At 34.5% G+C, this 13,787-nt stretch carries 16 protein-coding genes; 4 read left to right on the forward strand and 12 right to left on the reverse strand.

Annotation, left to right across the window (positions count from 1 at the left end; translation table 11 throughout):
• Positions 1-64 precede the first annotated feature (64 nt).
• Together bshC and ACNQGH_RS06310 are read left to right on the forward strand one after the other, a co-directional pair.
• The gene (gene bshC / locus ACNQGH_RS06305; RefSeq protein ID WP_417955137.1) at positions 65-1,657 is read left to right on the forward strand and encodes a bacillithiol biosynthesis cysteine-adding enzyme BshC; all 1,593 of its coding nucleotides are present in this window, start codon (positions 65-67) and stop codon (positions 1,655-1,657) included.
• A 398-nt stretch (positions 1,658-2,055) separates the two neighbouring features.
• Positions 2,056-2,475: a nucleoside-diphosphate kinase gene (locus tag ACNQGH_RS06310; RefSeq protein ID WP_417955138.1), complete on the forward strand. Its 420-nt coding sequence runs from the start codon at positions 2,056-2,058 to the stop codon at positions 2,473-2,475.
• 99 nt (positions 2,476-2,574) lie between these two features.
• Here ACNQGH_RS06310 and ACNQGH_RS06315 read toward each other — a convergent pair whose 3' ends face one another.
• Positions 2,575-2,871 (reverse strand): DciA family protein, encoded by a 297-nt coding sequence (locus ACNQGH_RS06315; protein WP_073355171.1) that lies wholly within the window; start codon positions 2,869-2,871, stop codon positions 2,575-2,577.
• Positions 2,852-3,295, reverse strand: coding sequence for a lipocalin family protein (locus ACNQGH_RS06320; protein ID WP_417955139.1), 444 nt, complete (start codon positions 3,293-3,295; stop codon positions 2,852-2,854). Before ACNQGH_RS06320 ends, ACNQGH_RS06315 begins: the two co-directional genes overlap by 20 nt.
• Before the next feature lie 217 nt (positions 3,296-3,512).
• Between ACNQGH_RS06320 and ACNQGH_RS06325 the strand changes: the two genes are divergently transcribed.
• Positions 3,513-4,616: a serine hydrolase domain-containing protein gene (locus ACNQGH_RS06325; protein ID WP_417955140.1), complete on the forward strand. Its 1,104-nt coding sequence runs from the start codon at positions 3,513-3,515 to the stop codon at positions 4,614-4,616.
• A 154-nt stretch (positions 4,617-4,770) separates the two neighbouring features.
• On the opposite strand, the gene ftsY is transcribed toward ACNQGH_RS06325, so the two are convergent.
• The 10 genes from ftsY to ACNQGH_RS06375 all read right to left on the reverse strand — a co-directional run bounded on the left by ftsY (position 4,771) and on the right by ACNQGH_RS06375 (position 12,520).
• Positions 4,771-5,724: a signal recognition particle-docking protein FtsY gene (gene ftsY, locus ACNQGH_RS06330; protein WP_417955141.1), complete on the reverse strand. Its 954-nt coding sequence runs from the start codon at positions 5,722-5,724 to the stop codon at positions 4,771-4,773.
• A gap of 127 nt (positions 5,725-5,851) precedes the next feature.
• A complete protein-coding gene (locus ACNQGH_RS06335; protein ID WP_143386768.1) occupies positions 5,852-6,004 on the reverse strand; it encodes a DUF4295 domain-containing protein in 153 nt (50 codons plus the stop codon).
• Positions 6,005-6,013: 9 nt separating this feature from the next.
• A complete protein-coding gene (gene rpmG / locus ACNQGH_RS06340; RefSeq protein WP_017495179.1) occupies positions 6,014-6,196 on the reverse strand; it encodes a 50S ribosomal protein L33 in 183 nt (60 codons plus the stop codon).
• Between the two features lie 27 nt (positions 6,197-6,223).
• The gene (gene rpmB / locus ACNQGH_RS06345) at positions 6,224-6,460 is read right to left on the reverse strand and encodes a 50S ribosomal protein L28 (protein WP_024980263.1); all 237 of its coding nucleotides are present in this window, start codon (positions 6,458-6,460) and stop codon (positions 6,224-6,226) included.
• A gap of 75 nt (positions 6,461-6,535) precedes the next feature.
• Positions 6,536-7,786, reverse strand: a complete 1,251-nt coding sequence (locus ACNQGH_RS06350; protein WP_417955142.1) for a CinA family nicotinamide mononucleotide deamidase-related protein — start codon at positions 7,784-7,786, stop codon at positions 6,536-6,538.
• Between the two features lie 191 nt (positions 7,787-7,977).
• Positions 7,978-8,322 (reverse strand): Hpt domain-containing protein, encoded by a 345-nt coding sequence (locus tag ACNQGH_RS06355; protein WP_417955143.1) that lies wholly within the window; start codon positions 8,320-8,322, stop codon positions 7,978-7,980.
• Positions 8,322-8,933 carry a fumarylacetoacetate hydrolase family protein gene (locus tag ACNQGH_RS06360; RefSeq protein ID WP_417955144.1) on the reverse strand — a complete coding sequence of 204 codons (612 nt, stop codon included), beginning with the start codon at positions 8,931-8,933 and terminating at the stop codon, positions 8,322-8,324. The genes ACNQGH_RS06355 and ACNQGH_RS06360 overlap by 1 nt, the downstream gene beginning before the upstream one ends.
• Positions 8,934-9,032: 99 nt before the next feature.
• Positions 9,033-9,803 (reverse strand): exonuclease domain-containing protein, encoded by a 771-nt coding sequence (locus ACNQGH_RS06365; RefSeq protein WP_417955145.1) that lies wholly within the window; start codon positions 9,801-9,803, stop codon positions 9,033-9,035.
• A gap of 167 nt (positions 9,804-9,970) precedes the next feature.
• On the reverse strand, positions 9,971-11,272 hold the full coding sequence (locus ACNQGH_RS06370) for a dihydrolipoamide acetyltransferase family protein (RefSeq protein WP_417955146.1): 1,302 nt from the start codon (positions 11,270-11,272) through the stop codon (positions 9,971-9,973).
• Between the two features lie 84 nt (positions 11,273-11,356).
• On the reverse strand, positions 11,357-12,520 hold the full coding sequence (locus ACNQGH_RS06375; RefSeq protein WP_417955147.1) for a glycosyltransferase family 2 protein: 1,164 nt from the start codon (positions 12,518-12,520) through the stop codon (positions 11,357-11,359).
• A 262-nt stretch (positions 12,521-12,782) separates the two neighbouring features.
• Here ACNQGH_RS06375 and ACNQGH_RS06380 point away from each other — a divergent pair, with 262 nt between their 5' ends.
• The gene (locus ACNQGH_RS06380; protein ID WP_417955148.1) at positions 12,783-13,751 is read left to right on the forward strand and encodes a T9SS C-terminal target domain-containing protein; all 969 of its coding nucleotides are present in this window, start codon (positions 12,783-12,785) and stop codon (positions 13,749-13,751) included.
• Positions 13,752-13,787 lie beyond the last annotated feature (36 nt).

Raw genomic sequence — 13,787 nt, forward strand, 5'->3', positions numbered from 1 at the left:
CGAAAGTAACAAATATTATAGTTCCAATTATTATTGGTAATTTAGCAACATATAAAAATTTATTATGCCAACCGACTGTATCAGCTATCAGAATTCCGGGTATTTCTCTCCTTTGATGAATGATTATTTAGACCAAAAGACAAACTTAAAACCCTTATATAACAGATTTCCAGCACTTGAAAACTTTGAAGGACAAATACTGGAGAAGCAAGAAAATTTTGATGATACTTCCCGAAAAATATTGGTTTCCGTTTTACAAAAACAATATTTAAATATTGAAACTTCGGTTTTGACCAAACAAAATATTGATGCTTTAGGCAATACAAATACATTTACTGTTACGACAGGACATCAATTAAATTTATTCAGTGGCCCCTTATATTTCTTGTATAAAATAATTTCAACTATTAATTTGACAGCCGAATTAAAAGCGAAATATCCAACGTATCACTTTGTTCCCATTTATTGGATGGCAACCGAAGACCATGATTTTGAAGAAATCAACTATTTCAATTTTAAAGGGAAAAAATTTCGATGGAATAAAGAAAGTACCGGTCCTGTCGGGAGATTATCCACTGAAGGCTTGGATGAGTTCTTTGAACTATTTGGATTGGAAATTGGCTCAAGTTTGAATGCAAACACAATAAAAAAAATATTTGAAGATTCGTACATCAAACATACTAATTTAGCTGATGCTACACGATCTTTAGCCAATACATTGTTTGGAACTTACGGCTTAGTTATTCTTGATGCTGACAATCAAGATTTAAAACGCAACTTCATTCCTTTTGTAAAAGAAGAATTACTGCAGCAGTCTTCTCATTCTTTAGTGCTTGAAACTGCCGAGAAACTAAAAGATTATTTCATTCAAGTAAATCCGCGTGAAATCAATTTGTTTTATATCGAGGATAATTTACGCGAGCGCATCATTTTTGAAAATGGGAAATACAAAGTAAATCATACCAAAATTGAATTTTCGCAAACGGAAATTCTACGTCATTTAGAAAATCATCCTGAAAAATTTAGTCCTAATGTGATTATGCGCCCGTTGTATCAGGAAGTGATTTTACCCAATTTATGTTATATCGGTGGAGGAGGAGAAATTGCGTATTGGTTGGAATTGAAATCCTTTTTTGACGCAGTAAACATTACTTTTCCAATACTTCTATTAAGAAATTCGGTGCTGCTAGCATCAGAAAAACAAGCTAAAAAAGCCGACAAATTGGATTTGACCTGGAAAGATTTATTTTTAAAGCAAGCACATTTAATAAATTCCAAAACCAAGCAATTGTCGGAATTCCCAATCGATCTGGCCAATCTGAAAGAGCAATTACAAAAACAATTTGAAATACTTTATGAAATAGCAAACAAAACAGATGACTCTTTTATTGGCGCGGTTAAAGCGCAAGAAATAAAACAAACTAAAGGATTGGAAAATCTGGAAAAACGATTGCTGAGGGCGCAAAAAAGAAAATTAAGCGATATTTTACATCGTATCACCGATTTGCAAAACGAATTGTTTCCCAATCAAAGTCTACAGGAACGCCAAGCAAATTTTTCGGAATTCTATTTAGAAAACGGAGCACTTTTAATTCCTGCATTGTTACAACAATTAAAACCTTTACAATCTAATTTTGAAATAATTACGGTGTGTTAAAAATCAAAATAACCGCCAAAAAAGAAGAATCAAAGAGCGCCTAATTTGGATGTTTTTGGAGGATTTACTATTTTATTAACTGACCATTGTCTACCATCCGGAAAATTAGACATCGGCATATCCTCCTTTATTACATTCTCAGTGGAATGGCTGTACTGCCACCGATTCGGATTGCTCCTTTTTTCAATAATCCCATGACAGTATCCTGGCTACAACTTTAATTTATGCAACCATTGGCCTTTTATTTTAAGGTCATTTTGTGAACATAAATTAATCTTTAAGGTTTAAATTAAAAAAAATCAGCGTTAATCTTAAATAAACACCTTTTTATTGGTGATTTATTAAAACAAAAACATAAAAAAAGTCTACTTTTGCACCCAAATATAAAAACACAAAAAATGGCTACGAATAGAACTTTTACAATGATTAAGCCTGATGCTGTCGCTAACGGACACATCGGAAACATACTTGCTATGATTACTACTGCAGGTTTCAAAATTGTTTCTTTGAAATTAACACAATTAACTGTAGCTGACGCTCAAGCATTTTATGAAGTTCACGCTGCAAGACCATTTTATGGCGAATTAGTGGAATTTATGTCAAGAGGACCAATTGTTGCTGCTATTTTAGAAAAAGACAATGCTGTTGAAGATTTCAGAACTTTAATTGGTGCTACAAATCCTGCTGAAGCTGCTGAAGGAACAATCCGTAAAGCATACGCTACTTCTATTGGAGAGAATGCAGTTCATGGTTCTGATAGTGATGAAAATGCAGCTATCGAAAGTGCTTTCCATTTTGCAGGAAGAGACCAATTCTAATATTCAGATGACAGTTAGTAGTAACCTGCGTATATTGAATAATTACAAAAAAATCCCATTGATGGGATTTTTTTGTAGCTTTAAAATTCTGAAAATCTGCTATCTCAGAACCACATCCTTCACCACATCACGACGCAGTTCTTCGTTAATCATCGCAACGATTTTTGATTTTCCGTGACTAAGTTCTTCCCTTAATACTGAAGAAGTCAACTCTACATACAAAGTGCTTCCTTTCAAAACTACATTATTGGTATAACTATTCACTCCGTTCCCCATAAGATTTTTCCATGCGTCTTTAACGTCAATTTGATCCATTCCAGGTTGGAGTTTATTCACTTGGATAATTTGTTTCAAAACGTCCCCTATCGTACTTTGATTATTTAACCTTTTTGCCATCACCCAGTAAATTTATTGGTCCCGTTTTCTTGTAATGATATTCCTTTTTCTCTGCATTCAGCAACACTAATTCATCATCCGACAAAGTGATTAATTCCTCACTCCATTTTGTAAAAGGAGTTGAATAATCGATATAAACTTTATCTTCTTTAAATCGTACCGTCACATTTTCATAAGCATCATTCACCAAAAAAGTTCCATCCAATTGTGGCATTACCTTCTTCCGAATTCCTTTATTATTTTTGTTGATTTTAAAATAATCATAGCTTTCATTGATGCTATAATTCTTATCTTTTTCCTTATCAAAAGTGACCTTTTCGATTTCCCAATACCCATTCATTTTAGAAATATCAGTCGGCTTTATCCTTTGCTGACAAGCCACAAACAAGAGTGATATAAAAAGAATCGCAAATGTGTTTTTCATATAATTATTATTTTTAGGAGCTATTTCCAGCTTTCCGCTTCTCTCTTTTTATCTGCTGAAAAAGTAATCAGGGCCTTGGCATTTGAATAAAAGAAGCTTTATTCTATGCACAAAGTTAAACTTAATAAATTCAAAGAAAACAAAAATATTAAAAACACATTAAACTATTTCATATATTTTTGGTCTTAAAGGAATTAGAAATAAATCCCTAAATAAGATGCCAAAAACAATCTACAGCCTGTTTTTCCTATTTTTATGCATGAGCTGCAGTTCAGAATCTGCAGACCCAACTCCTACACCGCCAGAAACACCCTATTTTCCTCCGTTAACAGGTACAACTTGGAAAACAAAATCAATTGCAAGTTTGGGTTGGAAACAAACTGCTGTTCAGCCCCTTTTGGATTATTTAGAATTGAAACACTCTAAAAGCTTCATTATTCTAGTCGACGGCAGAGTTGTAATGGAAAATTATTTCAATGGACATACTGCAACGACAAATTGGTATTGGGCAAGTGCCGGAAAAACGTTAACATCAGCTTTAACCGGAATTGCACAACAAGAAGGATTATTAGACATCAATAATAAAGTTTCGCAGTATATTGGGACTGGCTGGACAAGTGAAACTTTAGCCAAAGAAAACGGCATCACCTGCAAAAACTTGCTCACCATGACCTCAGGACTGGAGGACATTGCTAATGGCGATGCTGTTTCCCCTACAAATCTCCAGTACAAAGCCGACGCAGGAACACGTTGGGCGTATCATAATGTATATGTAAAATTACAAGATGTGGTTGCTCAGGCAAGCGGTCAAACTTGGACAACTTATTTCAATGCCAAATTAAGAGACAAAATAGGAATGGATGGTGCTTGGTTTCAGTCTGGCAACAATTCTGTCTATGGAAGCACGACACGAAGTATGGCACGTTTTGGTTTATTGATGTACAACAAAGGAAAGTGGGACAACACTATTGTCCTAAATGAAAACTATTGCAACGAAGCAACAACCACTTCACAAAACATAAACCTTGGATACGGTTATTTGTGGTGGCTCAACGGAAAAACCAGCTACCATTTACCCCAATCACAACTTACAATTCCCGGAAGTATTATTCGTGGCGCTCCTAATGATATGTTTATGGCTTTAGGAAAAAATGATCAAAAAATCTATATCATTCCAAGCAAGAAAATGGTAGTCATCAGAATGGGAGATGCTGCCGACAATGTCAGCCTGGCCTTGTCCGATTTTGACGAAACGTTATGGGAGAAAATTAATGCTTTGTATCTTAATCTATTTCGTTTTCAATCGTTTCATAAAACCTAAAACAAAGAAAACCAAACCAATTACCAACAAGAAATAATAAAAACCAATACTTTTATCTCGGATAAGATTTGCCAATATAAAGGAAATAATACTTACAAAATAAAAATAAATTGGATTGCTGTTTTTGATGGAAGAAAAATTCATTATCGTATTATTATTTAAAAAAACTATCTACAAACTCATATTTATTAAAAACCTGCAGATCTTCAATTCCTTCTCCAACACCAATGTATTTTACCGGAATTTGAAATTGATCCGAGATTCCAATGACAACTCCACCTTTGGCGGTTCCGTCTAGTTTGGTAACAGCTAAACAAGTAACCTCTGTAGCAGCAGTAAATTGCTTTGCTTGCTCAAAAGCATTCTGCCCGGTAGAACCATCCAAAACCAATAATACATCATGTGGCGCATCACCAACAACTTTTTGCATCACTCGTTTTACTTTGGTCAATTCATTCATTAAATTAATTTTATTATGCAAGCGCCCTGCAGTATCAATAATCACAATATCGGCATTTTGAGCAACAGCTGATTGTAAAGTATCAAAAGCTACTGAAGCTGGATCGCTTCCCATTTCCTGACGAACAATAGGCACTCCTACTCTATCTGCCCAAATCTGTAACTGATCGATCGCAGCAGCACGAAAAGTATCCGCTGCACCCAGAACCACTTTATAACCTGCTTTTTTAAACTGAAACGCTAACTTACCAATAGTAGTAGTTTTACCAACTCCGTTTACTCCTACAACCATTAAAACGTAAGGTTTTGTTTGAGTCGGAATTACAAATTCAGTTGCTTCACCGGAGTTGGTCTCCGATAATAACGAAGCGATTTCTTCTCGCAAAATTTGATTGAGTTCCTCAATGCCCAGGTATTTATCTGAGGCAACGCGGTTTTCTATTCGAGTGATTATTTTCAATGTAGTATTCACACCGACATCTGAGGCAACAAGGATTTCCTCTAAATTATCTAAAACTTCATCATCAACTTTTGACTTTCCGGCAACGGCTTTAGTTAACTTCGAAAAGAAATTTATTTTTGATTTTTCAAGACCTTTGTCTAATGTTTCTTTTTTCTCGGGAGAAAATATTTTTTTAAAAAAACTCATTTTATAAATAGTATTAAGAATGAAGTATAAAGTAAAAGAACCGAATACTATTTTCTGACTGTAAATATAAAAAATAAAAAAGCTACTTCCGAATGAAAGTAGCTTTTCTATATAATGCTATTGTAAATTACTTCTTTTTCAAGAATTCATCAACTGCTTCTGGAGTCATAATAGATTCTACGAATGTATATGCTCCTGTTACTGGAGATTTCACCATTTTAATGGCTTTTGATAATCTCTTAGAAGATGTCTGTAACGATGCTACTGTTTTCTTTGCCATGACTAATTATTATTTAATTTCTTTATGAACAGTTACACGTTTCAAGATTGGATTAAATTTTTTAATCTCTAATCTGTCCGGAGTATTTTTTTTGTTCTTTGTTGTTATGTATCTTGAAGTCCCTGCAACACCTGATGTTTTGTGTTCAGTACATTCTAAAATTACCTGGATTCTATTACCTTTCTTTGCCATCTTGCTATTTTTTTATTTTGGAAGGGATTATTTGATAAATCCTTCTGACTGCGCTTTTTTCAAAACTGCAGCGATTCCATTTTTATTAATTGTTTTTATCGTAGATGCAGCTACTCTTAGAGTAATCCATCTATCTTCTTCTGGAAGATAAAAACGCTTTTTAACTAAGTTCACAGAAAATTTTCTCTTAGTTTTGTTCATAGCGTGAGAAACGTTATTTCCTACCATCGCTCTTTTACCTGTAAGGTCACAAACTCTTGACATTATACTTATCTTTTATCGTTATTCAAAATCAGGGTGCAAAGAAAAGAAAAATAAACCTATTAAGCAAAGAAAATATTACACATTTTTCAAAATTTCTTTCTGCAATAGCTCTAAACTTTTAATTACCGCTCTATCTATCACTTTTTCACGGGGTTGGCCAAAATTAAATTCTTCAACAATTACTTCGCTCGGTGTAGCCAATGCGATAAAAACACTACCAATTTCCGCATCAGAATCCCCTTTTAATGGTCCTGCGTTTCCAGTTGTAGCAATTGCATAATCCGTTTTCATCATCTTTTTAATACTCAGAGCCATAGCTGAAACTACTTCGCTACTCACAACAGAATGCTTTTTTATCAGACTTTCTGGAATACCCAATACATTAATTTTAACTTCTGTCGCATACGAAACCACACTTCCCTTAAAATATTTGGAAGAGCCTGAAACCGAAGTCAAAACTTCAGCGATTTTTCCTCCGGTGCAACTTTCGGCAGTTGAAATGGTTTTATGTTGTTTTCTTAATATTTTTCCTACTACAACCTCAAGGGTTTCATCATCATCAAAACCAACGATAATATCATGAATTATTGCGTCCAGCGCTACTACATTTTCTTCAATGGCGGCTTCTAATTTTTGTTTATCAGTGCCTCTTGCTGAAAGCCGCAAACGAACTCTTCCCGGCGCAGGCAAATAAGCCAATTTGATAAATTCGGGAAGGTTATTTTCCCATTGTTCAATACGTTCGGCAACCATACTTTCTCCTTGACCGTAAGTAAGAATTGTTTTATGAAGAATGTAAGGACGTTTGTATTCACGGACTACTTTTGGAATAATTTCATTTTCAACTAAATACTTCATTTCGAAAGGCACTCCGGGAAGCGAAACAAAAACAGTATTTTCTTTTTTCATCCACATTCCTGGGGCCGTACCTACCTGATTATGAAGCACGGTACATTTTGACGGAACTAATGCTTGATCTTTATTGATTTGAGTAATGGTCCGCTTATAAAAACCTTCGATAAGCTGGGTAACATGCGCCAGAACCTTCTGATCCACAATTAATTCATCTTCAAAATAATCACAAAATGTTTTCTTGGTAACATCATCTTTTGTCGGTCCTAGCCCACCCGTAATAATAACCAAATCCACTTCGTTTTGAAGCTTTACAAACGTATCCAAAATGTGTTTTTTATCGTCGCTTATCGAAATCATTTCATTGATTTCTACTCCAATTTTATCCAACGATTTTGCGATAAAACCAGAATTTGTATCGACAATTTGACCTATCAGAATTTCGTCACCTATAGTAACTATGGTTGCTTTCATTTTTCTTAAGTGAATTTTTTTTTGTGAGATTAATCTAAAAAAGGAACAGCTGCATTAAGTACTCCTTTTTTTTACGTACAGGATAAAAGTAAAAATTCTCCCGATTTCTTCGGGAGATTACTTCGTCACTTCGCTTCGCTCATGTATAACGCATAGCCGAACCTTATTTTTCAACTGGTCACGTCCAAATTTCACAAATCAAAGTCTTTTTTAATTTCTTTAATAGCATCGTTGACCTGAGTCTTAACGCTCTTAAAAGTTTCTTTAATATCTTTCTTTTTACCTTCGACTTTAGTCCAGGCTTCAATTTGAAGAATTTCTTCAAAAGCCACATTTAACCCCATCAAATCCAGCGTTGGTTTTATCTTGTGCGCATAAGCATAAGCATGCTTATGGTCTTTCTTTTTTATTCCTTCTTTGATTTGCAATAAATCTTCTGGAACTTCAGTAACGAACAAAGTCAAAATTTCATTCACAAATTCTGGATCGTTGTCTGAAAGTGCGTACACTTTTGAAAGGTTGTAGTTTATAGCCATTATTTTACTTGTATTCTAAATAGTTGTTGTCCTTCTAAAAACCCTTCTAAAACGTCATCTGGCTTTACAGCAGCGACCCCTTCTGGAGTTCCTGTAAAAATAATATCTCCAATTTTTAAGGTAAAAAACTGAGAAACATACGAAATTAGCTCATCAATTTTCCACAACATACGATTAGAATTTCCTATTTGTACCGTTTTATTATTGTTGGTTAATTCAAAAGTAATATTTTCTAATGAACTAAATTGATTTTTCGGTAAAAATTCTCCTATAACAGCAGAGCCATCAAACGCCTTGGCTTTTTCCCAAGGCAAGCCTTTAGCTTTTAATTTATTTTGCAAATCACGTGCAGTAAAATCGATTCCTACGCTAATTTCGTCATAATATTTATGAGCGAACTTAGGTTCGATGTATTTACCAACCTTATTTATTTTGACAATAATTTCAATTTCGTGATGAACATCTTCCGAAAATTCAGGGATCACGAAAGGATGTTGCTTTAACAAAACAGCCGAATCCGGTTTCATAAAAACCACAGGCTCCGTAGGTCTTTCGTTGTGCAATTCCTCTATATGGCTGGCATAATTTCTACCAATGCAGACTATTTTCATAACTTGGGCTTTGAATTTGCTCCGCCTGCTCGAGCGGAGCTCTCGGGTTGGATTCTGTTTTTTTTTGGAATGTCTTGCACCAATACCTATTACCTAATCCTATTTGGTATTCAGTTTTCGAAGTTTAATGGCCGTTAAAACTTTTTTGGTATACAAAGGGAAATCAGCATTTTGTATCCAACTGAAATAACCTGGCTCTGTTTCCAGAATTTTATCAACCTTCACTCCTTTATGTTTTCCAAAAGTAAAAATCTCCTCATTGTCTTTATCAAAGGCAATCATTCCTGCAAAATCAGCAATCTTCTTTCTTGTAGTGAATTCCGATAAGGATTTCATATCATTTTCCAATTCAGGATAACGATCCAATTGCGCTTTTAATATTTCATAAGTCGCCATGGTATCCGCTTCTGCAGAATGCGCATTTTCAAGTGTTTTTCCACAGTAAAATTTATGTGCAGCGCCTAAAGTACGTTCTTCCATTTTATGAAAAACAGTTTGCACATCAACCGAAACTCTATTTTTCATATCAAAATCGACTCCGGCACGCAACATTTCTTCTGCTAACAATGGAATGTCAAAACGATCCGAATTAAATCCAGCTAAATCGCTGTCTTTAATCATATTATAAACTTGCGTTGCCAATTCATTAAAAGTAGGTTCATTCGCCACTTTTTCATCAGTAATTCCATGAACAGCTGTTGTTTGTGGCGGAATTGGAATAGTTGGATTCACCAACCAAGTTTTACTTTCTTTGTTTCCGTTCGGAAAAACTTTGAATATTGAGATTTCTACAATCCTATCTTTTCCGATATCAATTCCTGTGGTTTCAAGATCGAAAAAGCAAATTGGTTTATTGAGTTTAAGTTCCATTTTTAATTTTTGTATGAGTACAAATATATAGGTTAAACCCGAAATTCACGAATTATAGCGAATTAATTTCATGCAAAAAATCGTGTTTTGCGAGTAAAAAAACGTTCTAAAAACAAAACCCGGCCAATTTTTAAAATCGGCCGGGTTTAAATTGTATTGCACCAATTTTAAAAATCTCTGTCTATATCGAAAGCTTCAAGATACTCCGCCACTCGTTTCACAAAACTTCCTCCTAACGCTCCATCTACAACTCTATGATCATAACTGTGCGACAAGAACATTTTCTGACGAATACCAATAAAATCTCCTTCTGGAGTTTCGATTACTGCTGGCATTTTGCGGATTGCTCCAAGAGCTAAAATCCCCACTTGCGGCTGATTAATGATTGGCGTGCCGAAAACACTGCCAAAAGTTCCTACATTCGTAACCGTATAGGTCCCGCCTTGCGTATCGTCTGGTTTTAGTTTTCCTGCTTTTGCACGACCGCCTAAATCGTTTACTGCTTTTGCCATTCCAACTAAATTTAACTGATCCGCATTTTTAATAACTGGAACAATCAAGTTTCCGTTTGGTAATGACGCTGCCATCCCAAGATTAATGTTTTTCCTCTTGATAATAAAATCACCATCTACAGAAATATTCATTCCCGGAAAATCTTTTATTGCTTTTGCAACTGCTTCCATAAAAATTGGAGTATAAGTCAACTTCTCTCCTTCTCTCTTTTCGAAAGCAATTTTATTTTTTTCTCTCCATTTTACAATATTAGTCACATCCACTTCGATAAATGATTGCACATGAGCCGACGTTTGCACCGAAGCGACCATATAACCAGCAATTAGCTTGCGCATTCTGTCCATTTCAATAATTTCATCACCACCACTTAAAGAGACCGGAGCTGCTTTTTGAGTAATTGGAGCTGTAATTGTTTTTTGAACTGCAGCAACCGGAGTTGCTACTACAGGCTGACTTGTTCTATTTTTTACGTAATCTAAAATATCATTTTTAGTAACCCTTCCTTCTTTTCCTGTTCCGGAAATCGCTTCCAGTTCCGCAAGAGTAACACCTTCTTCTTTGGCTATATTTTTAACCAAAGGCGATAAGAATTTTTCAGAATTTGAGAAATCTGCTGGAACAGCAACCGCTTCCTTGACTGCTTCAACTGTTTTTTCAATTGCTGCCACCTCAACCGAAACCGCAATTTCTTTTGCTGTCTCATTAACAACTGCACCGTCGGTTTCAATAATAGCGATCGTTTGCCCCACCTGAACCAAATCATCTTTACCAAACAATTGTTCCACTAAAACACCCGAAACTTCACTTGGCACCTCGCTGTCTACTTTATCAGTAGCAATCTCGAGTACCGCCTCATCGGCATCAATTTTGTCTCCAACTTGTTTCAACCAATTTGTAATGGTCGCTTCTGCAACGCTTTCTCCCATTTTTGGAAGCTTTAATTCAAATCTTGCCATATTGTTAATCTAAAAGGTGATTTTGATTTTCAGTTTGCGAAATTACTAAATATTTTAAATATAAATTACATTTAATGTAATTTTTCACTCTATTTTTATAATCTCACCTCTTTCGTTACTATTATTACTTCCAATTAAAAACTTAGCGTTTTTTGGTATAATCTTAAAGGTAAATCCTTTATTTCTTGAAGATTCGAGAATTGCAATGCTTTCTTTGAAAGAAACGAATTCGTTATCCAAAATAATTTCGGTCCCTTCCCCGCTCCTTAGCGAAGACGAAATTACCATTTTTTCTGTTTTCAAATCATGAAATGATACTTTTTTTTGCAAAACCAAAGCCAATTTACCTACTAATTTTTCATTTGAGGAATACAGTATGAATGATTTTGGAGCGATTTTTATTCGGGGTTTCCCTTGAAACATTTTAATAAAAGAAAAAAAGACAATCCCTACTTTCATAAAAACACTAAACAGTTCAGAAGCTTTAAAATGTTTTTTATAAAAAAAATGCATCGCCTCTTGAAAACGTTTCATGTAGGTTTCATCCTTAATAGTGCTTTCCCCTTTGTAATGAATAACGGTCGTTTCATGGAAATAATAATTAGACATTCCTTTTTGCAAAACCCTATATGATAAATCAATATCATCCGCATACATGAAACAATCTTCATCAAGACCACCTACTTCAAGATACAAATTTCTTTTCATGAACATAAAGGCACCTACAAGGACAGCTACTTTTCCAGTTTGATTTTCGTTTAAATGCTGTGCATAATACTTCCCGAATGTTCTTGATCTTGGAAACAACTTGTATAAACCAGTAATTTTTGTAAAAGCTACCCATGGTATCGGAACACCCCTCTTACTTTCGGGCAGAAAATTTCCGGTTCCATCGATGAGTTTACACCCTATGATTCCTAAATCGGATTGATTTTCGGCAAAAGTCAATACTTTCGTAAACGTATCTTCTGCGACAACCGTATCAGGATTGAGAATACAGATATAGTCGCCTTGAGCTTGTGCGATTGCTCTGTTATTGCCTTTTGGAAAACCTAAATTCTCGTTGTTTTGAATGAGTCTTACATTTGGGAAACGCTTTTTCATCATTTCGCAACTGCCGTCCTGAGAATTATTATCGATTACAATAATTTCCCCGTCAATAGTTTTCAATGCATTTTGAACACTTAAAACACATTGCTCCAGAAAATACCGAACATTGTAATTGAGAATGATGACGGATAGCTGCATTTTTCAAAGATATATTTTAAGATGCAAAGACACAAAGGTTCAAAGTTTAAAAAATACAAAAAATCGCCTTTTCATTTTTCTCAAAAAAAAAAAAAAAAAAAAAAAAAAAAAAAAAAAAAAAAAAAAAAAAAAAGATTAAACAAAAAAAATGCGAAAGACAATTCCAGACAGACCCGAATCATTAACTTTCGATTTTAATCTTTAAAATCAATTACTTTTAAAGAATAAAACTAATAACGATTCTCTATATTTTTTAAATTCATTGAAAAAGATATTCCTATTATTACTGTTGATTTCTAGTCATTATACGCAGTCCCAAATTTCGGGCTGTACTGATCCACTTTCCAAAAACTACAATCCTATTGCTACTTTTAATGACGGAAGTTGTGCCTATCCACCGGTAAAAATTAAACCACAATATTCCATTATATTAGATGCAATTCTAAAAGAAACTTCTGGCTTAACGCAAAGCGATACTCTTTTATGGACCACTAACGATGACACCGATACAGCTATTTATGCGATGGACACCAAAGGTATTATTCACAATAAAATTCAACTTAAGAATACAATCAATAAGGACTGGGAAGAAATTTCGCAAGACAGTCTTTATTTTTATATTGGCGATTTCGGGAATAATGCCTGCGGAAACAGGAATGACCTGCATGTATTGCGAGTTGAAAAACATTCGCTCTCACAGAACAATCCGAAAATTGACACCCTTTCGTTTTCCTATTCAAATCAAAAGGATTTTACAAAAAAACCACAAAACACCTCTGATTTTGATTGTGAAGCCTTTGTTGTTTCTCAGGACAGTATTTACTTATTTACAAAACAATGGAAACAATCTAAAACAAGCGTATATGTCATACCAAAAATTCCCGGCAATTATATTGCAAAGCTAAAGGAATCCTATGACATAAAGGGATTGATTACTGCAGCAACCTATTTGCCTAAAAAAAAGCTGCTCGTCCTTTGCGGCTACAATACATTTCTATCCCCTTTTATATATCTCTTTTACGATTACAATGATTCCGGTTTTTTTTCTGGGAATAAAAGAAAGATCACTATTGCGCTTCCATTTCATCAGATGGAAGGTATCACCACCCAAGACGGTCTTCATTACTATCTTACCAATGAAAATTTCGCCAGAAAACCAATTATAAATATCCCTCAAAAGTTACATCAATTCGATTTAAGTGCGTTTCTAACCAATTATCTGAAACAATAATTGTTAATGAAAACTTAGATTCCACTAAACTATTGG

Source organism: Flavobacterium kochi, assembly GCF_048286715.1.
Classification (GTDB): Bacteria; Bacteroidota; Bacteroidia; order Flavobacteriales; family Flavobacteriaceae; genus Flavobacterium.

Bases quoted from the DNA above. Each gene is read 5' to 3' on its own strand.
- bshC (WP_417955137.1), top strand. From the start codon at position 65: ATGCCAACCGACTGTATCAGCTATCAGAATTCCGGGTATTTCTCTCCT.
- ACNQGH_RS06310 (WP_417955138.1), top strand. From the start codon at position 2,056: ATGGCTACGAATAGAACTTTTACAATGATTAAGCCTGATGCTGTCGCT.
- ACNQGH_RS06315 (WP_073355171.1), bottom strand. From the start codon at position 2,871: ATGGCAAAAAGGTTAAATAATCAAAGTACGATAGGGGACGTTTTGAAA.
- ACNQGH_RS06320 (WP_417955139.1), bottom strand. From the start codon at position 3,295: ATGAAAAACACATTTGCGATTCTTTTTATATCACTCTTGTTTGTGGCT.
- ACNQGH_RS06325 (WP_417955140.1), top strand. From the start codon at position 3,513: ATGCCAAAAACAATCTACAGCCTGTTTTTCCTATTTTTATGCATGAGC.
- ftsY (WP_417955141.1), bottom strand. From the start codon at position 5,724: ATGAGTTTTTTTAAAAAAATATTTTCTCCCGAGAAAAAAGAAACATTA.
- ACNQGH_RS06335 (WP_143386768.1), bottom strand. From the start codon at position 6,004: ATGGCAAAGAAAACAGTAGCATCGTTACAGACATCTTCTAAGAGATTA.
- rpmG (WP_017495179.1), bottom strand. From the start codon at position 6,196: ATGGCAAAGAAAGGTAATAGAATCCAGGTAATTTTAGAATGTACTGAA.
- rpmB (WP_024980263.1), bottom strand. From the start codon at position 6,460: ATGTCAAGAGTTTGTGACCTTACAGGTAAAAGAGCGATGGTAGGAAAT.
- ACNQGH_RS06350 (WP_417955142.1), bottom strand. From the start codon at position 7,786: ATGAAAGCAACCATAGTTACTATAGGTGACGAAATTCTGATAGGTCAA.
- ACNQGH_RS06355 (WP_417955143.1), bottom strand. From the start codon at position 8,322: ATGGCTATAAACTACAACCTTTCAAAAGTGTACGCACTTTCAGACAAC.
- ACNQGH_RS06360 (WP_417955144.1), bottom strand. From the start codon at position 8,933: ATGAAAATAGTCTGCATTGGTAGAAATTATGCCAGCCATATAGAGGAA.
- ACNQGH_RS06365 (WP_417955145.1), bottom strand. From the start codon at position 9,803: ATGGAACTTAAACTCAATAAACCAATTTGCTTTTTCGATCTTGAAACC.
- ACNQGH_RS06370 (WP_417955146.1), bottom strand. From the start codon at position 11,272: ATGGCAAGATTTGAATTAAAGCTTCCAAAAATGGGAGAAAGCGTTGCA.
- ACNQGH_RS06375 (WP_417955147.1), bottom strand. From the start codon at position 12,520: ATGCAGCTATCCGTCATCATTCTCAATTACAATGTTCGGTATTTTCTG.